We start from the raw sequence: 21,052 nt of genomic DNA, 5'->3' as shown, positions 1-21,052 counted from the left end.
AAAAAGCAGACGTCAGGACATCTCGTCCCTGGGCTCTCTTGGCCGGACATCGGTGAAAACGTTTCCAGCATCGCGCACCAACTGTCGCCATTCGGCGCTGGTGATCAAGTGCCGGGCTTCCAATCGTCCGCAGCCTTGAGCAGCTCGTTGTATTGGTCCTGCGGAGCCATCCAGCCTTGCGATTGCGTTGCCAGTTTGCGCCAGGCTGCGACGGCGTCTTTCTTTTGTTGACCGAACATGGACTTCTCTCATCACAGGATGACCCGTAGAGAGCGACTGCCCGGTTGACGTTCCGCGCAGGCGACCAAAGGAACATGCCGGGAAGACGGCACCCAATCCTGCCCGCAGTTGCGGCTGATGTTGATCGGCGCCTCAAGTCTGAAAAAGTTGCAAGAGAACCTTGGCGCACTCGAAGTCATGCCGTACCTGGACTCATCATTGCTGGCCAGAATCGATCAAGTGATTGAAAGCACGTCACCGATAATGATGTGAGTGGCTGGGTTCACGACAGACTGCTTTTGACCACCAGCAGCCATTGAAACAAGGCGAGCCCCAAGCAAATGTCCCATTTTCAACGCGCCATCCGAACGCTCCAGATGGTGTACGTATGGTTGGCGACCTTTCTTTTATGCCAAAATTCATCTGTTGCTAATTTACAAGGATGTTAAAGATGTCAGGCAAACCTGCCGCTCGCGTGACCGATTCCACTTCTTGCCCCCTACCTGGGCATGGCGTCAATCCAATAGCCTCCGGGTCTCCAGACGTTTTCTTCGATGGGTTAGCTGCTGCACGGCAAACTGACAAGAGCGCATGTGGCAGCCCTATCGTCGGAGATGTAGCTTCGACGGTTCTGATCAATGGATTGCCTGCAGCAACCGTAGGCAGCATTGGCGCCCATGGTAATAACGTCATTACTGGTTCCAGTACCGTAATAATTGGCAACTCACATACCCCAGCGCACATCACACCTCCATCCGCAATGCCACTGTGGGCTCTAGTCTTCGATGAACAGTTTCGGATCGTTGGTGCTGATGGTCAGCCACTAGCTAACGTTCCCTACCACATCAAAGATGAGTCTGGGATGGTCTATACCGGGTTTTCAGATGAGTCAGGGCGTACGCCAAGAATTGCTACGAGCAAGCAAGAAACTCTGGAAATTACTACAGGAGTTGCGGCATTAGAGAAGTGGGGTGATGCGTGACAGAGTTTTCTTGCAAAGTGCCCACGAACAAGGACGTCGGGTCGGTAAGCAACGTACCTGGATATGCCATGCCGGCAAATATCCATCTTTTCGTCGCAGTGGACGAAATAGGGAAAGATGGATTCTTAGTTAGAAAGATCTACTCATCTCCCGACAATCCGCATTTGGTTGCAAAAAACTTACCTGAGTTCCAGATGAAGCATGAAGTCTGGCCTGAAAAATACGGTATGCGCCCCGTCGCTCCAAACTCTAACGCCACTGTGGCAGAACATGTATTCAGTAGCAGAAAATACCCATCAAGCTATCTATCTACAAGTTCCGAGTTTCCTGGCGGATCTCCTAGGTTCGATGGGAAAGTTATCTATATCGATATTGAAAAAGCAAAGGCGGCCGGAGCAAAACTAGTTACAACGGAAGAGATACTCAAGTCTTTAGAGGACTATAAAAAAATAGCGCCGAAAAACGTAGCGAGGATCGATCAGATTGCAAGTTGGGTCAAGGATATCGATAAAGAAGTATTGGTAAAAGCAGAGAAGATTCCAGCCAACGCGATTTTCACACCAAGATCTTACCAAGTTACCAATACTCTTATGAAGGGGGCAAGAGTCGTAAGAGTTTTTGCCATCGGATTTACCGCCTACGACTTAAAATTAGCCGCAGAAGAATCAATAAAGCAAAATAGCGTTAAACCGATATCTGTTGAGGTTGTGAAACAAGCCGGAGGCTGGGGTAGCGCCATGGTCGGTGCAAGGATAGGTTTCGTTGCAGGTGCGGCGGTTGGTATAGAGACAGGGCCTGGTGCATTTGTAAGTGGTGCAATTGGTGGAATAATATTCGGCACTGCAGGTTACTTGGGCGCCACTTGGCTCACTGACTACTTACAAGAGTGAGAGTGCATATGAGTTTTTTTGGTCGCATGAAGAGCCTTTTCAAAACCGCCCCTGAAGAGCAAATTGTTGGATATTCAATATTGGAGTTAAAGTCTATATTTTTAGGCGCGATCACTGATGCTGTAGGGCAGCGTCCAAGTTACCCTGTTTTTTCAGTGTTGACTCCTGTAGGCGTACAAGCTTATTACTCAAGTTTCCTCATAGACAAAGCTGAGACAGTCGTTCTAGAAAAGCTCATTGGCGAACGGTTCTCACCTGTCAATGAAAAGGCTTTTAATGGATTGACTGTAACCCGCTTTCAGCACAGATCCAGAAGTGAATACCTTATATTTTCGATTTCGTATAAAGAGTTTAATAGCGCAACGATCCGACTGATCACAAACAGTTCTGAGCTATTAAGCCTGCTAGGTGATACAAAAATCACGGTTCCTCCTCCGTGGGTGGTCTTCGAAGGCTTCGAGGCGTCTTGGTGGGGAGGAGACATGCAGGGTGCTCAAGGTTTTTACAATGATCATTATTTTTTTCCATTTTTCTCGGCGCTCAGCCCAGCAGAAAGAAGCGATTATTACGCAAAATACTCCGCATCTGAGGACTGGATCAGGAGCCTAGAGCTGACTCTGGATCTCTGATAACGATGGCTGTGGCTCAGCTCCGATCAAAAACAGAGCACTATTCGATGGCGGCTTTCGGCCAAAAGCAGATGTTTGGAGTAGGGAGAATGAATCCATAGTATTTCTTCCCGTCTAGGTAACTTTCCAACTTGGTTTACAGAGTTCCGAAGAGTTGGTCCTTTTAACTCATCGGCCAGCGCGCTGGCCGCGGCACTGCGGCGTTGCGCGTCGGTTGCATCGGGCTGGCCGCAGGCGATGTTGTCGCGAATGGAACGATGCAGCAGCGAGGCATTCTGCGTGCCCCTCCAGATGGCACTGCGTAGTCTGACTTGCATCACTTTCGTGATGTTTTGGCCGTCGATGCGAATCTCGCCGCTGTCGACGTCATAGATGCGCAGCAGCCAGTTAATGAGATTCTGCCAATTAATGGTCGCTAGAAAAGCTTTTCGACGCCCGAGCGTGCCAAAGTGTCCGGCTAATTCACTGCAAAAAATAAAGGCAGCACCCGCTTTCGCGAGTGCTACCTTCATTAACTGCCCGCTAATCAGGCCTTGTTGTCCGCCTCATCCAGCGCCTTTTCAGCGTTGAACCCGTCGAAGTTCTCGAACACGCCCATAAAGCCCGGCACGGTCACTTCTCGCGCCCAGTCCCGCTGCAGTTCGCAGTACATCTGCACCCGGCTGATGAGCTTCGCGCCCGCCTGTTCCATTCTGCGCAACGCCGCCTCGTGTGCGGCGGGCGATGTGCCGCCAACCGCATCGACCGGCACATAAACTTCATAGCCTTCCTGGATCGCGTCGAGCACCGGGAATGTCAGGCAGGCTTCGGTCCAGAGCGCAGTCATGATGAGCTTCTTGCGCCCGAGCGCCTTGACTGCCTTCTTGAATTCCGTGTCCTCCCAACTGTTGATCGAGGTGCGGTCATAGGTCGGCAGATGGCCGAGCACCTCTTGCAGCTCTTGAATCGGCGGCTTGTTGCGGCCGGTCGCGACATTGACGGTCGAGTGGATAATCGGAAGGTTGTAGTTGACCGCCGCCCTGGCGACGCTGGTGATGTTGAAGACGAGTTCATCACGCGGCATCGAGCGGATCGAAGAAACCTGAACAGGCTGATAATCGATGATGATCAACGCCGAATTTTCCGGCGTCAGTAGCTGATCGGTAGCGGGGTTGCGGAGAGTCTCGCTTGCCATTGGCACATCCTTTTAATGGGTGATGCACGTTTGTGAACAGGCCGGAGCCTGTGCGACTGATGGACTCCAGGACATGTGCGAATGATGCCGTTCCTGGAAAATCCATTGTGCTGTTCCCATCTTCGATGCAGTAGTAGCATTGCGCGACGTGCTGTGTTGCGAAAAGGGGAACGCAAGAATGGATATCGAAGAACTACAGACCTTCGTGGAAGTGGCTGATGCCGGGGGCATTTCGCAGGCTGCACTGCGTCTTGGCGTATCGAAGTCGATCGTCAGTCGCCGCCTGGCTCGGCTTGAAACCGAACTGGGCGTGCAACTGCTGGCACGCTCCACTCGCGGGGCGGCACTGACTGAGGCCGGCGCGACGTTCCGGGACTACGCCGCCAGAGTCTGCACCGAGATCGACATCGCCAAGGAAACCATCCTGCCCGCCGGCGCCCTTCGCGGCCGCTTGCGCGTGGCCGTCCCGCTGTCGTTCGGCCCGACTCACTTCGCCCCGATGCTGGCGCAAATGGCACGTCGTCATCCGGAGCTGCACATCCAGACCTGCTACAGCGATCGCTTCGTTGACCTCATTGCCGAGGGGTACGATTGCGCCATCCGGGTGGGCTATCTGCAGGACTCCAATCTGATCGCAAGGCGGATTGGCCCGGTCTACGGCAAGCTCGTCGCGAGCCCCGACTACATCAAGGCGCACGGTGCACCCGAGACACCGGATGAACTGATCGCCCATCAGGCGCTCATGCAGGGCACCGAAACCTGGCAATTCATGGACGGCGACAAGATCATCACGGTTCGTCCGCAAGGACGCTTCAAGGCCGACAACGGCATCGCCCTCGTCGCCGCTGCGACCGCAGGCCTCGGCGTCGCCTACCTGCCCGACTGCCTCACCCATGAACACGTGGCATCCGGCGCACTGGTGCCGATCATGACAAACCATCCACCTCCCCCGGCCGGTGCCTACATCATCCGCCCGCCTGGTCCGCATCCAGCCCGAAAAATACGTGTGCTCACTGAACTGCTGATCGAGTTCTTCGGCGAAACTCCGCACCTGGCGGTGCAGCCGCCGTCACATCAGGATGATGCGCTGGCGTGTAGCTGAGCAAAGCGGGCGCGACAGACATGGCCCTTTACCTGCCACAGTCGTGAGATCAGACGCAACGGTGGCCAAGGATGCTACCGGGCTAATCAAGGTGATCAGGCTGCCAGGGATCGCTCATTACTCAAAGATAAGCCGAGGCGTTCTGAATGCAGCGTCCAGGCTTTACCGTCAATCGAAATGGCCTTACCTACTCTGCAGATACGGCGCCATCAAACCGGCAAACCACTCGATAAACGCACCGAGACGCCGAGAGCGTTGGCGCCGATCCGGGTACAGTACAGACACGGTCATCGACGGCGGCCGGTAAGCGGCCAGCACTTCCACCAGCTCGCCGCTATCCAGTAAATGCTGCACATCGAACAACGGCACCTGAATCAGACCGAGCCCTGTGCAGCACGCGGCGATATAGCTTTCCGCATTATTGACCACCAGGCGACTGGGCAGTGGCAACGACTGCCGGACACCGTCGAGACAATATTCCCACTGAGCCTCCTGCCCGCCCGATCCCGCCGCATAGCCGACGCATACGTGCCGCTCCTGCAACTCGGCAAGCTCGGTGGGCACGCCAAACTCGGCCAGGTAGGCGGGGCTGGCGCAGTTGATCAGCAACACCTGCCCCAACGGTTTCACTACCAGGCTGCTGTTCTGCGGCGTGCCGAAACGAATCACACAATCGACGCCCTCTTGCACCAGGTCTATCGACCGGTCGGTGGAACCCAGGCCCAGTTGCAGGCGCGGGTAACGCTGAAAAAATTCGGGCAGCGCGGGAATGAGCAGGCGCCGGGCGATACGGCTGGGCACATCGATTTCCAGGCGTCCCATCACCTGCTCTTGATGGGTGTGGAACAGTTGGTCGATCTCATCGATCTCGACCAACACTTGGCGCGCGCGCTGCAGTAACTGGCTGCCGTCAGTGGTCAACGACACCTTGCGCGTGGTGCGGTGCAACAAGCGCGTTCCGGCATTGGCTTCCAATTGTTGAATGGCCGCCGATACCGTGGCGCGCGGCAGTTTCAGCAGTCGTGCGGCCTGGATGAAACTGCCGAGCTCAGCCACCTGAACGAAAACGCGGTACTGCTCTATACGGTCCATGGGCTATCAGTGCTCGACGACGGCGTTAGCCTGTTTCGCTCGAAACCGGCGCACCACCCGCCATTCCACGAAACTGAGGATCAACAACACCACGGTGGTCAACGTGCCCACCATCAGCAAGTCGGTCAAAAACGCAATCGGCGCCAGCGCCAGCAATAGCACGATGCCGGCCAGGTGCGATTTGGCGACCACCGGATACACCTCGCGTTTGTACAACAGCTCTTCGAACGTCACCCGCGCAGGGTGACCATCACGGTGGCGAAGTAACGGGTGATGTGCAGACTGATCGGCGCTCATAGCAACCCCATGGCCTGGTTTGTCGGGAAAAGTGTCAACGCGACATTACGGGGTTGCAATGGTTTTTTCGCCCGTTACTTGGTGGTGTAACCGCCGTTGATCAAAATCGTCTGGCCCGTCACCCACCAGCCATCACTCACCAGGTTGCGAATAAACGGCACCACATCCTCGATATCAGTCAGGCCCGTGCGCGAGAACGGCGAAAGCGCCGCTGCGGTCTTATGATAGTTCACCGCATCCTGACCTTCGGCCGGATAGAAAAACGGCGTATCCATCGGGCCAGGGCCCACTGCCGTCACTGAAATACCACGCGCGCCGAGTTCTTTCGCAGCCGCCCGGGTGAACTGCTCCACCGGCGCTTTGCTGCCGGCATACGCCGCGTAGAACGGCGTGAACGCGCCGAGCAGCGAGGTGACGATGGTGCAGATCTTGCCGTTGTCGTTGAGGTGCTTGCCGGCTTCCTTGAGAAAGAAAAACGCGGCTTTGGAGTTAACCGCCATCATCTCGTCATACTCAGCTTCGGTGATCTCGGCCATAGGCTTTTTCAACACCTTGCCCACGGTGTTGATCGCAATATCCGGGCGCCCGACGGCGGCCACGGCATCGCTGAACAGCTTTTCCACGGCACCGGCAGTGGTCAGGTCTGCCTGCAACGCCACCGCCTTGGCTCCCAGTGCCTCGAGAGCCGCCACGGTGGCGTTGGCATCGCCCTGGCTGGAGGCGCTGTTGTAATGCACCACCACAGCCTTAGCACCTTGCTGGGCGAGATCTCGGGCGAGCAAGCCGCCGAGATTTTTCACACCGCCGGCGATCAGTACAACCTTGCCGCTGATTGAATGTTTGGACATGACAACGCTCCTTGGGCTGGAAAAGGTACGGCCCAGTCTAGAGCTGTCGCGGGCAAAGATAAGCACACCGATGCTGGATGCACTGTTCAGTGTTTTCAGCCAATCAGCGTAAAGTTACTTTCCCGACTCTAAAGGTCCACTGTTGGCCGAAAACGGACGTCACAAACGGGCAGCTATCGGCCAATTGCTGCCGGTCGCGCAGCGCAGCAACCGATCAAGAGCTGCTGGTGGAAGGGATCCAGCTCACCGCGGCAAGCGATGCGGTTACGCGCATCATGCGCACAACTATCGTTAACGTTGGGAGCGGGATGGTGTGTTGGTCGGAAGGTCGCGGTTATGTCGAGTTAACGTTCAGCGATAATTGTCTGCAGCACAGCGCGGGTGTGCTCGATAACCACACGCTTTATTAATTCAAGTCGCTCCGCATCAACCTCGTCCCAGTTCAATGAAATGAATGCACTACGGCGCATCATCTGAAAGACAGCCAGTTGACCGCTCAGCGCCATTGATCGGATTCGCGCTTCATCATCGCCGGCTGGGCGGTTCATCAAATGCCCGACAATTGCTGTTGTCACGGAAGAAATTGGCTCATTGAGGCGATTATTGATGATGTGAAAACCGGCCGCTGGCCCCTGGCCGCCTTGCCCGTGGGCAATGAATAGCTGCCATTCCAAGGACTCTTGCGACTTGAACATGAAGTCCACGACACGCCCCTGTATCGCACAGAAGGCATCGATTAGGGCGTCGTGACTCACATTCTCCGCGAGCACATGCTCGGCATCAGCGACTACCTGCGACATGTACTCCCACACGTGAGAAGCAATGTGCTCCGCGCACGCAAGGTACACACCTTCCTTGTTATCGAAGTAGTACCTCAACGCAGGGGCATTTACGCCAGCAGCGGCTGCAATATCGCGGGTTGATGCAGCCTCGAAACCCCGCTCGCCGAACAACTTCAACGCTGCAGCCACGATTCGAGCACGGGTATCTTCGCCGCGTGCGTATCCCGCGCCATCTGGATGCCGATGCAGGGCGCCTCTTAGTATCGAGCTCAATTGTCCTACTCGGAAGAAAAGAAATTTTATAACAGTTGACGCCAATTTTGTCCATGTGGAATAGTTGTTCCACTTGGAATATATTCAGGACCGCAGCGACCACAACCAGGTCCGTCATCTGCACTCAAACGCACGAATGACAACCATTCGCGTACAGCCTTTTCATTCTTTACACGTTGAGCAATGACACCTATGGAATGTGACAATGACGCAATATTCTTGGATACCACTGCCGCAAGTGATCAAACCTTCACAAACCTAAATTTTCAGGGAAGAACCAAAAAGGACCTGACACTTACCAACTGTAAACTACTAAATTGTAATTTCGGCGGAAGCGATCTGAGTGGACTGCACTTAAAAAAATGCAAAATATTCAATTGCAACTTTGGAAATGCCAACTTGCAAGACTGTTGGTTTTCAGATTGTACGTTTTACGACAAAGAACAACTAATTGGCTGCCAATTCAAACTTGCCGACCTTCGAAGAGCTGAGTTTTATGATTGCGATATCTCTTTAAGTACATTTAATCGCGCACAACTATTCCAGCTGGTACTTGATCATTGCCGCGCCGTGGAAACCGACTTTAATCTGGCTACTTTCAATATCGCCATTAGTCGAAAATTGGTAATCAGCGCGGCACAGCTTACCCACACAGATTTCAGATACGCCGACTTTAGCTCGACCAATCTTTCCAAATGCAACCTCTCACACAGCAAATTCCTGTCAGTCATTATGACGATGACCAACTTAGATGAAGCCGATTTAACCAATACAGAATTTTCACCACTTCATTACACCGGACTTTCTGTATCCAATACCGACTTTCGCAACGCAGATATAAGCGGCATTGATTTTCGAAAAATAAACACTTCAGGCATTAAGATTCTTGAATGGCAGCAATCAGCCCTGCTGGAGAATTTCGGATTCGTCGTCTACCCCGACAACAGTTAGCCCCGCGTACAACGTAGATAGGGCCAGTAGTCCCAACGAGACAATCAATTCCCGGACGGTACGGACGGGTTATGAATAGCAAATACCACAGGAGTTTTTCATGACTGAAAAATCTGATTATCTTATTATTGACTCTACAAAACTTGATCGATCAGAGGTTGAGGACTTAATTAACATCCGAAAAAAACCCTTATGGTTCTCTAATGTTGACTTATCAAACGCTGACCTTAGCCGCCTAGATTTATGCGACTCATATTTTGAGTGCTGCAACCTGACAGAAACGGATTTCACTGCCACAAAACTTGAGGCTACTACCTGGAGAGGCTGTAGAGGAGCGAAAGTAAAATTCAAATCCGCGATACTCAATGAAGGAACGTTCGAAAATTCAGACCTGAATAATAGTGATTGGCAGAATTGCCGCCTAGGCATAGTTTCATTCACAAGCTGTAAATTAACAGGCTCTAATTTTAGCGGGGCCGCCTCATTAGGGGTCACCTTCAAAGACACACTGTTGATCGGGACATTTCTCCTTGGATTTTCCTTCCTTAAATGTGAACTGGACAACCTGGACTTCTCCGACGCGGACTTAAGGGATGTTGACTTTCGCAATACCGTATTTAAAGGTGGAAGTTTAAGTAATGCCCGAGTTAATGGTGCTCGCTTTGATAATGCCGACCTTCGTGAAGCCAGTTTGCACGGTTTAAAGCTTATGGATGCCAAGCAGTTTAAAGGAGCGATAATATCTAAGAATCAGGCGGCAGCATTATTGTCAAGCCTGGGGCTTACCGTAGCCTAATATAGAGCACAGCTTGTCAGTGCGATTATCAGCTGTACCCTATTTAAAGAGATGTGCCTATATGAATGGTCCCAACCCTTTGAGCAAACATCCGATGAAAGGTGTGCCTCAGGTATGTTTTATAAAAAACACCGTATCCCGTAAAAATATTATCATTGGTGATTATACTTACTACGACGACCCAGAAAACTCAGAGGACTTTGAACGTAACGTTCTATACCATTACCCATTCGTCGGCGATAAGCTCATCATTGGCAAATTTTGCGCCATCGCTCGTGGCGTGAAATTCATTATGAATGGTGCGAATCACAAGATGTCAGGGTTTTCCACGTATCCGTTTCAGTATCTTGCTAACGGCTGGGAAAAGGTCATGCCCCAACCCGATGAACTTCCCTATAAAGGCGACACCATTATCGGAAACGACGTCTGGATTGGTTACGACTCGCTTATCAAACCAGGCGTGAAAATTGGTAATGGCGCAATCATTGCTTCACGATCTGTAGTTGTCAGGGATGTTCCTGCCTACGCCATTGTTGGAGGGAACCCCGCCATAGTAATCAAAGAGCGTTTTCCTCCAGAAATAGTGTCGGTACTTGAATCAGTTGCTTGGTGGCATTGGCCAATCGAGAAAATCTCTAAACACTTAGCCATTATAGTGGCTGCTGACATTGACGCACTGAGTGCATGTACTTCAGACCTTCCCTAGCCAAGAACATGGTATCGCATCGTTCAGTGACGAGCTAAATGTCTGAATCGACCACGTTTGTAGACAGCTTTGAACGTCTGCTTCTGGCCGGAAGCAGCCCCTCATGACGCACTGCTATCGGCCAGACGCTGACGTTTGTGACCTTCGGCAAGAGGTTATAGCAGCCAGCCAAAGGCGCTAGAAACGGCACTCGACTTGCATGTCACTCTGTTTCAACGCGACACAAGGGAATGAAATGCGGAAGGAGTGGCGTACAACCGGCAGCATTCACGAGAAGGATCTGCGTGCCGTATCTGATGGCGTCATACAACACGGGCAGAACTTGTCGCGCGGACATAGCGGAAATGCTGATCCCATAGCCTGCACGCTGATGGATGATGAGGTCTTAGTCGGCGGTGTCACGGGTCGAACTGAGTTTGGCCGTCTTTTTATCAGTTACCTATGGGTAGATGCTCCATGGCGCGGGAAAGGTATCGGAACCGAGCCAGCGGACGCTCTGTAAACTACCGCCCTAGTGTTGCGATATTCGAATCGACCTTTTTCCCCATGCTGATGCGCGGTTCGGTCGAATAGCCAAGAGATTCGTAGAAGGTTTTGACGCTTTCATTGGTGCTGATGATTTGCAGATTGATTTTCATGCAGCCGCGCAAGGTCAAGGCGCGCTCGGCATGATTAACCAGTTGTGCACCCAAACCCTTTCTGCGATGTACAGGGTGCACAGCAACTGAATATAACCAGCCACGATGACCGTCATATCCCGCGAGAACGGTGCCGACTACGTCATTTCCGGACAGCGCGACAAAGAAGAGTCCGTCCTTGACGGCCAGTTTCTTATCGATAGCAAGGCTCGGCGTGTTGTGCGCGGTTTCGTAACCGAAAACGGTTTCCCATAGCGCCAAGGTTCAGCTGTGAACCGCCCCTACCTGCGAAGGACATTCAATGCCGCTCTCCCTGCCGTTCGAACAAGTCGATGTATTCGCCGATCACCCCTACGAAGGTAATGCGCTGGCAGTCGTGGTGGATGCCGATGAGCTGACAACCGAGCAGATGCAGGCGTTTGCCCGGTGGACGCAACTCAGCGAGACCACTTTTCTGTTGCGCCCCGAAGCGCCGGGAGCGCATTACCGCGTACGCATCTTTACGCCGTTGCGCGAGTTGCCGTTTGCTGGCCACCCGACTCTGGGAAGCTGCAAGGTATGGCTGGCCAGGAACGAACCCCCTGAGCATGTCGAGATTATTCAGGAATGCCCGGCGGGCTTGATTCGGGTCCGCAGGCAAGGCACGCACCTGGCGTTCTCCGCTCCGCCACTGGTGCGCAGCGGACCGCTGGATGCAACGACGTTAAACCTGATCGAACAAGGGCTCGGTCTCGCCGCCGGGCAGATCCGGGCCAGCCAATGGGTAGACAACGGCCCTGGCTGGGCAGGTGTGCTGCTGACAAATCGCGAAGAAGTGCTGGCGATCAAGCCCGATTACGCCGCGCTGCAGGGGCTGAATGTCGGCGTCATCGCTCCGTGGGTGGGTGGCGAGTCTGAAACGGACATGGAAGTCAGGGCCTTCATGGGCGAGGAATGCACCGAGGACGCCGTCACGGGAAGCCTCAATGCAAGCCTGGCTCAGTGGCTGATCGGCTCGGGCATGCTGACCGACCGCTACACCGTGAGCCAAGGCACCGCGATGGGGCGCCGCGGCCGATTGCACATCGAAAGCGTTGACGGCTCCGTCTGGGTTGGCGGAGCAGTACAACACTGTATTTCGGGCCGGGCGGTCCTTTGATAAACCATGGCATTCACCGGCGCCGAATTCCGTCCTGTCAGCGCCGCCCCTGCCCCTGCTGAATCAGTGATCACAAATACCAGCGATACTCCCGCGCACTGATCTCCTGCATGAACGCCAGGTGATCCTGACGTTTGTTCTCGCAATACACGTCGACGAACTCGGCGCCCAATCCTGCCCGCAGTTGCGGCTGGTGTTGCAGGGCGCGCACCGCGTCGAGGATTTCGGTAGGGAAAGCGATGCCGCTGTTGCGGTCGTCGTTGAGTGGCGGAATCGGTTCCTTGCCGGTTTCCAATCCGTGTTCCAGGCCCACCAGAATCGCCGCCAACACCAGATACGGGTTGGCGTCGGCGCCGGCCAGACGGTACTCGATGCGCAGGTTTTTCGCGTCCGACTCAGGAATGCGCAGGCACGCATCGCGGTCTTCGTAACCCCAGCTCGCCTGGGTCGCGGTGTTCACCGTGCCGCTCAAGCGGCGCATGGCGTTCTGGTTCGGCGCGAAGATCGGCATGCTGTGCGGCAGCAAGTCCAGGCACCCGGCCACCGCGTGGCGCAGCGGCCGTTGGTGATTGGCGGCCAGCAGGTTATTACCCGCTGCGTCATACAGACTGACGTGCACGTGCATGCCACTGCCCGGATGCTGCACGTACGGCTTGGCCATGAAACTGGCGCGGTAGCCGTGCTTGAGCGCCACGCCACGGGTGCTGCGACAGAACAGCGCCGCCCAGTCGGCGGCACGCAAACCGTCGTCCAAGTGGCCGAAATTGATCTCGAACTGCCCCGGCCCCAGCTCGGCGGTGATCACCGTGGCGTCGATGCCCTGGCTCCGCGCGGCTTCAACCATGTCGTCCAGCACCGGGGCGAAACGCGACAGGCGCTCGATGTGCATGTTCGGCTGATCGTCGGCATCGTCGCTCAGTTCGTCGCGGGGGAATTGCGGCAGGCCGTCGCGCAGTTTCTTGTCGAACAGGTAGAACTCCAGCTCGAACGCCACCACCGGATGAATGCCTTTGCGCGCCAGACGATCGAGCACCTGCGCGAGCACTTCGCGGGGTTCGAATTCGATGGGTTTTGCGGTGCCGTCGGAGGTGATCAGCATCTGCCCCAGCGGTTGCGCCTCCCAGGTCACTGGTTTGAGCGTGCCCGGGACGAGGCGCCGCACGGCGTCCGGGTCACCGTCGTTGAAACAGTAATCGCCGATCTTGAACAGACCGCCCTGCACGCCCAGCAGCACGCAGTTTTGCGGCAGTTTCAGCGCGCTTCCCGCGGCGACTTTTTCGAGCATGTCCACCGGGTAGCGCTTGCCGTAGAAGTGCCCCGGAATGTCCAGGGAGATCAGGTCGACATAGCGTACCTCGGGGTAGCGTTGGCGAAACGCCCGCACTTCGGCGAGCAGGTCAGAGCAGACAGCGTCCATCGTCGGTGTTCCTTTTGTCGTTATCAGGTGTAGACCCAGAGCACGCGCGTGCGCTGCTGGGTGAGGTTGCCGTAGCGGCAACGGGTGTGACTGTCGAACTGAAAACTGTCGCCGGGGCGCAGCGTGACCGGGTCTTCGTCATCGCCCAGCCACAAGGTCAATTCGCCTTCGAGCACATAACCGCCCTGCTCCGAACTGTCGCTCATCTGCCGGTCGCCACTGCTCGCGCCCGGTTCCAGATGACTTTCGAGCATGGAAAACGAGGCGCGCATCTGCGGCGACACCAGAATGTCGGTAATGCCGTTGGCGTAATACAGCGTGCGACGCTCGTCCGGGCGGGTGACCCATGGCACTTGTTTGGGCTTGGGCAGGCTGTAGAAATAGGTGGTCGGCACGCCCAGGGTTTCGCTGATCGCGGTGAGGTCGGCCACGGTCGGACGCGACAGGCCGCGTTCGACCTGCGACAGAAAGCCCACCGAACGGCCGATTTTGTCGGCTAGTTCTTTGAGGGTGTATTTCTTGTGCTTGCGCAGGTCGTGGATCAGGATCGCCAGCGCAGCGATTTCTTCTTGCTTGTTCATGGCCGGGGTTCCAGAAAATTCTTCATCAAATGCTGTCTCGCAGGCGATACCAGGCCTTGCCAATGGCTTCCAGCGGTGCAGCCAGGTATTTGCCGCCGGGGAAGCTGCCATTGCGCAAGCCTTGATACAAAGCCAATTCATCTGGGTTGCCGAGGATCGCACCGGACACGGCGCGGGCAGCCGCCAGTGTCGGCAGCACGCCGTGGCCCGAGTAACCCTGCAGCCAATATCGCTGGCCCTCGCGACCAACGTCCGGGGTGCGTTTGATCGTCAGGTCGATGTGCCCGCCCCAGGCGAATGCCAGCTCGACGCCTTTCAGTTGTGGGAACACTCGTTCGAGGAACGGCCGGGTCGCCGCCGCGATGTCTTTGGGCATGCCACCGAGATAGGTGCAGCCGCCACCGAACAGCAAACGGTTGTCCGGCGTGCGGCGAAAGTAATCGAGGACGAACTGGTTGTCGGTCACGCAGACGTTGCTCGGCAGCAGTGCGGTGGCTTGCTCCGGCGTGAGCGGCGCGGTGGCCACCTGATAGGTGCCCACCGGCAGAATGCAGCTGGCGAGTGGCGGGTCGAGTTCATCGAGATAGGCGTTACAGGCCAGCACCAGCACATCGGCCTTCACCGAACCGCGCGCGGTGTTGACCCGAAACCCGCTGCCCTCCTCCAGATAACTCAACGCTTTGCTTTGTTCGTAGATGCGCCCGCCGGCGCGCTCGATGGCAGCGGCCAGCCCGAGGGCCAGTTTCAGCGGATTGAGGTGCGCGCCCTCGGCGTCGTAGAGGCCGGCCTGATAGCGTTCGCTGGCGACCCATCGCGGCAAGTCTTCACGGGGAATGAACTGCAGGCCGTCGTGCCCCCACTTGTGGCTGGCCTCGTGTTGCCATTCAGTCAGCAGGCTGACCCGACGCGGCATCACCGACGTCCACAAATGCCCCGGGCGATAATCGCAGTCGAAACCATGGCGCCCGGGTAATTCGCGCAATTCCCGAGCGGCCCAGCGCATGCCGTCCCAAAGTCGCTTGGCCCGCTCATGCCCCAGCGCGGCTTCTAGCGGCGGCATGTCGCACGACCACCCCAGAATCGCCTGCCCGCCATTTCGCCCCGACGCCGCCCACGCCACGCGACTGGCTTCCAGCAGCGTCACACGCTTGCCGGCCAGCGCCAGCCGCAATGCCGTGTGCAGCCCACTGAAACCGGCGCCGACGATCACGATGTCGGTGTCGTGATCGCCTTGCAACGTCGGCCGATCGCGCAGGAGATCGGCGCAGCTGTGGGCGTAGTAACTGTCGACATGGCGCTGGGATTGCTGAAACATTCGCGACCTCATGAAATTTATTTCTTATAATTTCATGAAAATCTACAGAACATATTTCACGCAGGCAAGCCGCGAAGCACTTGGCAGCCATTATCAACGCCCTGTAACAGTGAAATAACGACCGCGAGTGTTCTTCGCCGATCAGGGCTCGCGGCGCTACAGCGGCAACTCGACCCGCGCGACCAAACCGCCGCCACTGCGATTACTCAGTGTCAGCTCCCCGCCCTGCTCGCGGACAATCGCCCGCGCCGACGACAGCCCCAGCCCGACGCCACCGGTTTCACGGTTGCGCGAGGTTTCCAGGCGGAAGAACGGATCGAATACCCGCTGTAACGATGCTTCAGGGATCCCCGGCCCCTTGTCAGTGACATCGATACAAATGCTGTAACCGTCACTGCTCAGGGCAATTGCCGGGTGTTGCGCGTACTTCTCGGCGTTTTCCAGGAGGTTGACGATCACCCGTTTGATCCCCAACGGGCGGCCCTCATAGACCAGATGCGCCGGGCCGCTGAAATCGATGGCGATGTTCTGGTCGCGGTAATCGTCGATGATCGTCTGCAGCAGCTCCGACAAGTCGAACGCGGTGGCTTGCTCCGGCTGGGTGTCTTCACGGAAGAATGCCAGCGCGGCGTTGATCATCGACTGCATCTCTTCAATGTCGCGGATCAGTTTGCCCTGATGATCAAAGTCCTCCATGAACTCGCTGCGCAGGCGCATCCGGGTCAGCGGTGCGCGCAAGTCGTGGGAGATCGACGCGAGCATGTGCGTGCGTTCGCTGATGTAGTGCTGAATCTGCGCCTGCATGGTGTTGAAGGCGATGATCGCCTGGCGGATCTCGTCCGGGCCTTGGATCTTGATCGGCGGCGCGCGCAGATCGCCGCCGAAGCGTCGGGCGGCGCTGGCGAAACGCTGCAGTGGTTTGGCCAGTTGGCGAGTGGCAAGCCAGGCCACCAGCACCGTGGCGATCAGGCCCAGGGCGATGATGATCGCGATGCGGGTGCGGGCCGGCAGGCCCCAGCTGCGCCCAGGCGGGGTGAACGTCAGCCAACTGCCATCGGTCAGTTGCACCAGAGCAACGTAGTGCCCGTCAGGGCTGCCGCTTGGCCAAAGTGCAGGGCTGAAGGCTTCTACGACGCGATCTTCACCGAGGAGCTCCTGCCAGATCGTGCCCCTTTCGGCTTTGACCGGATGGCCACCCGGCGGTAGTCCGAAATCATCGCGACGGGCTTTCCACAACACGCTCACCACCGGGTTGGTCGCTGCCTGCGCCAGTTGCGGGCGCAGTTCCACCGGTGCGGCCTCGATCACCCGGGTGGTCACGGCAATTTGATCCAGCAGACCGGTGCGTTCGATGGGCGGTTGCGCCCAGATGCCGGCGAGCTGCACGAACAAGGCATTGAGCGCCAGCGAAGCGAGCATGGCCGCGACAATGGTCAGGGCAATCCGCCGACTCAGCGGGTCGCGTTGCAGGAATCGGCGGATCATGAGCGAGTGACCTTGGCGGTGAACATATAGCCGCCGTTGCGCACCGTGCGGATCAGGTCCGGGCGTTTGCTGTCCGGTTCGATCTTGCGGCGCAGGCGGCTGACCTGTACGTCAATGCTGCGATCGAAGGCATCGTGGCCCTGGCCGCGAGACAGGTCGATCAGTTGCTCGCGAGTGAGGATGCGCTGCGGGTGGTCGAGAAACACCACCAACAGATCGAACTCGCCACCGGACAGTGGAATCATCACGTTTTCCGGGGAGCGCAACTCGCGGCAGGTGATGTCCAGATGCCAACCGGCAAAGCCGATCACCGGCCGCGACGGCTCGCTCACGGGGCTGACCTGCTCACCGGCGCGGCGTTGCACGGCGCGCAGGCGGGCCAGCAGTTCACGCGGGGCAAACGGTTTGGTGACGTAGTCATCGGCGCCGAGTTCGAGGCCGACGATCCGGTCGCTCAACTCACCCATGGCGGTCAGCATGATGATCGGAATGCCCATCTGCGCCCGCACTTTCTGGCACAGGCTCAAGCCCCCTTCGCCGGGCAGCATCAGGTCGAGAATAATGGTGTCCGGGCGCTGCTGCGCAATCGCCGCCCACATCGCGGTGCCGTCGACGGCCACATCGACCTCGTAGGCGTGCTGGACGAAGAACTTCTTCAGCAAGGCGAGAATTTCCACGTCGTCGTCGACGATCAGCAGTCTGCTCACGTTCTAAGGATCCTCAGGCCAAAAAAAGAACGCATCTAAAACTATTCCGGCGCCCGGGTCATTTATTTCAATCGAGCAACATTCCGTCACCCCGGACATCAAGCGGACATTGTCCGGCAAAAACCCTCTGCCACCCTGCACGCCTTCCAAAACAGGGGGCATTTCATGAAGGCTTTGCACAGCAGGTATACCGACGAGGGACACGACGCCCGCTATCCGTTGATTCTCAGCCAGCGCACCACCGCGCCTGAGCACGACACGCCACTGCTGTTCCAGGAGTTTTGCCTGGGGCTGGCGAACGACCAAAGCCAGATTGTCCTGCGCCGCTATTTCGAACAGTACGGGCCCTCCCGGTCGCAATGGGTGGAGTACGTCCATTCGATTCCGACCGCCGACCTCATCCACTGGATCATGACCCACGGCCAGTTGCACATCGAGTGCTCGGACAACACCCCATCGCTCGCCGCCTCAACCACCGCCCGCACTTGAACGACGCGGGTCAAAAGCGCAAAACAAGGATTCGCATGATGAGAAGCCATTGCTTGATGACACTGTTGTGTACAGCGTCCCTGAGCCTGTCGGCCTGCAGCAGCAAAACAGTCGAACCCGGCAAGTACACGGGATTCCTGCACGATTACAGCGTGCTGAGCGAACATAAGTCGCCGTCGGGTCAGACGGTGCTGGGCTGGGTCAGTCCGGCGCTGGCTCGGGGTCGCTACACCCAGGCCTATCTGGCGCCCAGCCAGTTCTACCCCAGCACCGAGCCGACGCAGCGGATCCCGCTGAGCACGCTTTCCGGCGTCACCGAATACTACGACGCCGCCCTCAGGCTCGAACTGGGCAAGGTCATGCACCTGGTGTCAAAACCCGGTCCGAATACCCTGATCGTCAGACCGGCGATCACCCGCGTCGCCACCAGCACCCAGGGCCTGCGCTTCTATGAATGGCTGCCGGTGACGCTGGTTGCCGCCGGCGTGAGCACCGCCACCGGCATCCGTGACCAGGACAGTGAAATCGCCACCGAAGTCTCGTTCGAGGACGGCTCGACCGGCGAAGTGGTCGCCGAGGTCGTGCGCAAGGGCACCGGCGTGCCACTGGAAAACGACAAACAGGTACTGACCGCCGATGACGTCAAAGGCGTGCTGGACGGTTGGGCCAGCGATCTGGGCAAGTCGTACGCGGCGATTCGCCGGTAATTTCACGCCTCCTCAAGCATCTCTGGCTGCTGTCACAGCGTCTCGGCTTGTGCGACCGGCTGCCTGTGGGGCAGCCGGTATTCGAGGCGGGGATTATTGGGTGGGGAGGTTGGTGATATCGAACGTGCAGTCGACCTCGCGGGGCTGCTCTTGGCCTTGTTGGAAAGCACCTTTTATCGTGCCTTTTACATGGTTTAGCTCAGGCGGCGATTCAAAGATCACTTTGCCGCTTTTTGCGGGAAAAAATCCGAACAACGGCATGTAGCATTCTGCATGAACCTCACCGTTCGGATCTTCCAGTCCATGCTCCAATTTGGTCACGGGTTCATTTATGCGGAGAAAAATCATTGCGTAGTCTGGTAGACCGCTGTCAGAGGGGGCGGTGCGGCCAACGACCTCCAGATAAGAGTCATCAACGATCTGCTTGCGCTGAATGCTGACTTCCTCAGCTACAAAGGGTTTTGAATCGAGCGTCCCTGCGAATGTTCCGGTGCCTTTCAGGTTGGCAACGGTTATGCCAGTGAGATCGAAGGTGCCTGCATTCACTTCGACATCGCTGTCACCGTCGTGAAGTTTGTAATCGAACGAGCCCCACATGTGCGCGGTTTTCCAGTCGTAGTGCACTGTCAACAACCCCTCAAACGACCCCAGAGATACATTTCCTGGAAAGTATGAATAGCGCCCTTGTGCTTTGTGGTCGTCAGAGGGTTTCAGCGAAAACTCGTTTTTCGTGCCGTCATTTGAAAGGGTCTTGGGAAAAAATAGATCAATCACTCTGAAAGTCTGGATGTCGTCCCTCATAAAGGCAGTAATCTTAAACTGTCCTGCAATCTCCGTTATTTCCAGTTCTTCACTGGCGGTGAACTCGTGTGTGCCAGTACGATCGTTGATCGTTGCTCTGAGGTAGCCACTGGCGCTGTACCGTTTTTTAGGTTTCATTACGCTACTCCTTGGCCCAGGGGGACCGTTTAGACATCTCCCGAACACAAGGGAAAGCGGAGCGTAAGTCTCTTTGGCCGCCGGCATAACTGTCAGAGTTGACAGGTACCTCTACCGCACGTCGCCACAGAACAAGGCCTGTAAGCCAGATTCAACCCTCTAGCATGCCGTGACACAGCAGTTGCAACACCCCACGCATGTGCGAGGCATGCGCCGGTCGGTCTGGCACTTCCTGGGTCGCCAGGCGAATGAACGCCATGTTCGCGTACTGGTTGAACAGCGTCGCCGCCACGTCCAGATCGACCGACGCGCGCACTTTGCCCTGCGCCTGAAAATGCCCGAGCAGCGCCTTGGTTTCTTCGATCACCGCCGCGTTCCACGGGCTCAAGGCCTGGGCCAGTTCACCGGTCAGCAGAAACGGCGCCAGTTCGCGCCACAACGACGCCGGCATCGCTTGCAGCTGGTAATCGGTCATTAACCCTTCGAATTCGCACAGCGCCTCCAATGGATCGCTGTCGTCATCCAGGTTGGCCCGCGCCTCGCGCATGGCTTGCTCGTCCGGTTGCTTGAGCAACGCCAGCAGAATCTCCTGCTTGCCACCGAAGTAATTCACCACCGTCGGCGCCGACACCCCGGCTTGCACCGCGATCTGGTCCAGCGTGGTGGCCGCAAAACCGTTGGTCTTGAACAGCTCAAGTGCCGCCTCGGCAATTACCTGCCGGCGCTGTTCCTTCTGCCGCTCTCTGAGTCCGCTCATGTTGCCTCTGATTATTCTGGCCAATGCCGCTCAGCCTACGGATATCTTTTTTCATCGACAAATATTTTCTTTACAAAAATATTTTTAAGTGACAAATATTGGCCGTGCAGCGCTGGAATGAACGCACTCACCCGCCCC

24 protein-coding genes and 2 pseudogenes are annotated in these 21,052 nt (G+C 56.6%); 11 read left to right on the top strand and 15 right to left on the bottom strand.

What is annotated here, in order from left to right; translation table 11 throughout:
* Positions 1-104: 104 nt before the first annotated feature.
* A complete protein-coding gene (locus KKQ10_RS28545; protein WP_286674769.1) occupies positions 105-239 on the bottom strand; it encodes a hypothetical protein in 135 nt (44 codons plus the stop codon).
* Positions 240-670: 431 nt separating this feature from the next.
* Between KKQ10_RS28545 and KKQ10_RS02725 the strand changes: the two genes are divergently transcribed.
* The 3 genes from KKQ10_RS02725 (at position 671) to KKQ10_RS02715 (ending at position 2,720) form a co-directional block, all read left to right on the top strand.
* Positions 671-1,201, top strand: coding sequence for a PAAR domain-containing protein (locus tag KKQ10_RS02725; RefSeq protein ID WP_215500093.1), 531 nt, complete (start codon positions 671-673; stop codon positions 1,199-1,201).
* 68 nt (positions 1,202-1,269) lie between these two features.
* Positions 1,270-2,091: a glycine zipper family protein gene (locus tag KKQ10_RS02720; protein WP_215500092.1), complete on the top strand. Its 822-nt coding sequence runs from the start codon at positions 1,270-1,272 to the stop codon at positions 2,089-2,091.
* Between the two features lie 8 nt (positions 2,092-2,099).
* Complete coding sequence (locus tag KKQ10_RS02715) at positions 2,100-2,720, top strand: hypothetical protein (RefSeq protein WP_215500091.1); 621 nt, start codon at positions 2,100-2,102, stop codon at positions 2,718-2,720.
* A gap of 167 nt (positions 2,721-2,887) precedes the next feature.
* Here KKQ10_RS02715 and KKQ10_RS02710 read toward each other — a convergent pair.
* Together KKQ10_RS02710 and KKQ10_RS02705 are read right to left on the bottom strand one after the other, a co-directional pair.
* Positions 2,888-3,166, bottom strand: a pseudogene (locus KKQ10_RS02710) (multidrug ABC transporter ATP-binding protein); the annotation flags it as partial.
* Between the two features lie 80 nt (positions 3,167-3,246).
* Entirely contained in the window at positions 3,247-3,894 is a 648-nt protein-coding gene (locus KKQ10_RS02705; protein WP_215500090.1) for a hydrolase, read from the bottom strand.
* A gap of 178 nt (positions 3,895-4,072) precedes the next feature.
* Between KKQ10_RS02705 and KKQ10_RS02700 the strand changes: the two genes are divergently transcribed.
* Entirely contained in the window at positions 4,073-4,996 is a 924-nt protein-coding gene (locus KKQ10_RS02700) for a LysR family transcriptional regulator (protein WP_127647445.1), read from the top strand.
* A 183-nt stretch (positions 4,997-5,179) separates the two neighbouring features.
* On the opposite strand, the gene KKQ10_RS02695 is transcribed toward KKQ10_RS02700, so the two are convergent.
* The 4 genes from KKQ10_RS02695 to KKQ10_RS02680 form a co-directional block, all read right to left on the bottom strand.
* The gene (locus tag KKQ10_RS02695; RefSeq protein WP_127647447.1) at positions 5,180-6,088 is read right to left on the bottom strand and encodes a LysR family transcriptional regulator; all 909 of its coding nucleotides are present in this window, start codon (positions 6,086-6,088) and stop codon (positions 5,180-5,182) included.
* 6 nt (positions 6,089-6,094) lie between these two features.
* Positions 6,095-6,385, bottom strand: coding sequence for a hypothetical protein (locus tag KKQ10_RS02690; RefSeq protein ID WP_215500089.1), 291 nt, complete (start codon positions 6,383-6,385; stop codon positions 6,095-6,097).
* 74 nt (positions 6,386-6,459) lie between these two features.
* Positions 6,460-7,233, bottom strand: coding sequence for an SDR family oxidoreductase (locus KKQ10_RS02685; protein ID WP_215500088.1), 774 nt, complete (start codon positions 7,231-7,233; stop codon positions 6,460-6,462).
* A gap of 344 nt (positions 7,234-7,577) precedes the next feature.
* Positions 7,578-8,204, bottom strand: coding sequence for a CerR family C-terminal domain-containing protein (locus tag KKQ10_RS02680; protein WP_353844735.1), 627 nt, complete (start codon positions 8,202-8,204; stop codon positions 7,578-7,580).
* Positions 8,205-8,507: 303 nt separating this feature from the next.
* Between KKQ10_RS02680 and KKQ10_RS02675 the strand changes: the two genes are divergently transcribed.
* From KKQ10_RS02675 to KKQ10_RS28615, 4 genes are all read left to right on the top strand, one after another.
* The gene (locus tag KKQ10_RS02675) at positions 8,508-9,239 is read left to right on the top strand and encodes a pentapeptide repeat-containing protein (protein ID WP_215500087.1); all 732 of its coding nucleotides are present in this window, start codon (positions 8,508-8,510) and stop codon (positions 9,237-9,239) included.
* A gap of 100 nt (positions 9,240-9,339) precedes the next feature.
* Complete coding sequence (locus tag KKQ10_RS02670; RefSeq protein WP_215500086.1) at positions 9,340-10,035, top strand: pentapeptide repeat-containing protein; 696 nt, start codon at positions 9,340-9,342, stop codon at positions 10,033-10,035.
* Positions 10,036-10,096: 61 nt separating this feature from the next.
* Positions 10,097-10,741, top strand: a complete 645-nt coding sequence (locus tag KKQ10_RS02665) for a Vat family streptogramin A O-acetyltransferase (RefSeq protein ID WP_215500085.1) — start codon at positions 10,097-10,099, stop codon at positions 10,739-10,741.
* 199 nt (positions 10,742-10,940) lie between these two features.
* Positions 10,941-11,243 (top strand): GNAT family N-acetyltransferase, encoded by a 303-nt coding sequence (locus tag KKQ10_RS28615; protein ID WP_353844734.1) that lies wholly within the window; start codon positions 10,941-10,943, stop codon positions 11,241-11,243.
* Between the two features lies 1 nt (position 11,244).
* Here the strand turns inward: KKQ10_RS28615 and KKQ10_RS02660 are convergent.
* Positions 11,245-11,640 (bottom strand): annotated as a pseudogene (locus KKQ10_RS02660) (GNAT family acetyltransferase); the annotation flags it as partial.
* 40 nt (positions 11,641-11,680) lie between these two features.
* Between KKQ10_RS02660 and KKQ10_RS02655 the strand changes: the two are divergent.
* Positions 11,681-12,517: a PhzF family phenazine biosynthesis protein gene (locus KKQ10_RS02655; RefSeq protein WP_215500083.1), complete on the top strand. Its 837-nt coding sequence runs from the start codon at positions 11,681-11,683 to the stop codon at positions 12,515-12,517.
* Between the two features lie 70 nt (positions 12,518-12,587).
* Here the strand turns inward: KKQ10_RS02655 and KKQ10_RS02650 are convergent, their stop codons facing one another.
* The 5 genes from KKQ10_RS02650 to KKQ10_RS02630 all read right to left on the bottom strand — a co-directional run bounded on the left by KKQ10_RS02650 (position 12,588) and on the right by KKQ10_RS02630 (position 18,022).
* Positions 12,588-13,934, bottom strand: a complete 1,347-nt coding sequence (locus KKQ10_RS02650) for a glutamine synthetase family protein (RefSeq protein ID WP_215500082.1) — start codon at positions 13,932-13,934, stop codon at positions 12,588-12,590.
* Positions 13,935-13,957: 23 nt separating this feature from the next.
* The gene (locus KKQ10_RS02645; protein ID WP_127647459.1) at positions 13,958-14,515 is read right to left on the bottom strand and encodes a helix-turn-helix domain-containing protein; all 558 of its coding nucleotides are present in this window, start codon (positions 14,513-14,515) and stop codon (positions 13,958-13,960) included.
* A gap of 25 nt (positions 14,516-14,540) precedes the next feature.
* Positions 14,541-15,830 (bottom strand): NAD(P)/FAD-dependent oxidoreductase, encoded by a 1,290-nt coding sequence (locus KKQ10_RS02640; protein WP_215500081.1) that lies wholly within the window; start codon positions 15,828-15,830, stop codon positions 14,541-14,543.
* A 156-nt stretch (positions 15,831-15,986) separates the two neighbouring features.
* Positions 15,987-17,315 (bottom strand): ATP-binding protein, encoded by a 1,329-nt coding sequence (locus KKQ10_RS02635; RefSeq protein ID WP_127647463.1) that lies wholly within the window; start codon positions 17,313-17,315, stop codon positions 15,987-15,989.
* A complete protein-coding gene (locus tag KKQ10_RS02630) occupies positions 17,312-18,022 on the bottom strand; it encodes a response regulator (RefSeq protein WP_215500080.1) in 711 nt (236 codons plus the stop codon). The genes KKQ10_RS02635 and KKQ10_RS02630 overlap by 4 nt, the downstream gene beginning before the upstream one ends.
* Before the next feature lie 165 nt (positions 18,023-18,187).
* Between KKQ10_RS02630 and KKQ10_RS02625 the strand changes: the two genes are divergently transcribed.
* Positions 18,188-18,511 carry a hypothetical protein gene (locus KKQ10_RS02625; protein WP_215500079.1) on the top strand — a complete coding sequence of 108 codons (324 nt, stop codon included), beginning with the start codon at positions 18,188-18,190 and terminating at the stop codon, positions 18,509-18,511.
* Between the two features lie 38 nt (positions 18,512-18,549).
* Complete coding sequence (locus tag KKQ10_RS02620) at positions 18,550-19,218, top strand: DUF3313 domain-containing protein (protein WP_174823750.1); 669 nt, start codon at positions 18,550-18,552, stop codon at positions 19,216-19,218.
* A 93-nt stretch (positions 19,219-19,311) separates the two neighbouring features.
* On the opposite strand, the gene KKQ10_RS02615 is transcribed toward KKQ10_RS02620, so the two are convergent.
* Positions 19,312-20,157 (bottom strand): hypothetical protein, encoded by an 846-nt coding sequence (locus KKQ10_RS02615; protein WP_215500078.1) that lies wholly within the window; start codon positions 20,155-20,157, stop codon positions 19,312-19,314.
* A 151-nt stretch (positions 20,158-20,308) separates the two neighbouring features.
* Positions 20,309-20,914, bottom strand: coding sequence for a TetR/AcrR family transcriptional regulator (locus KKQ10_RS02610; RefSeq protein WP_215500077.1), 606 nt, complete (start codon positions 20,912-20,914; stop codon positions 20,309-20,311).
* Positions 20,915-21,052: the final 138 nt, after the last annotated feature.

It is taken from the genome of Pseudomonas sp. MG-9 (assembly GCF_018729515.1).
GTDB classification, from domain to species: domain Bacteria; phylum Pseudomonadota; class Gammaproteobacteria; order Pseudomonadales; family Pseudomonadaceae; genus Aquipseudomonas; species Aquipseudomonas serboccidentalis.
This window is presented reverse-complemented; position numbering and strand designations above follow the sequence as displayed.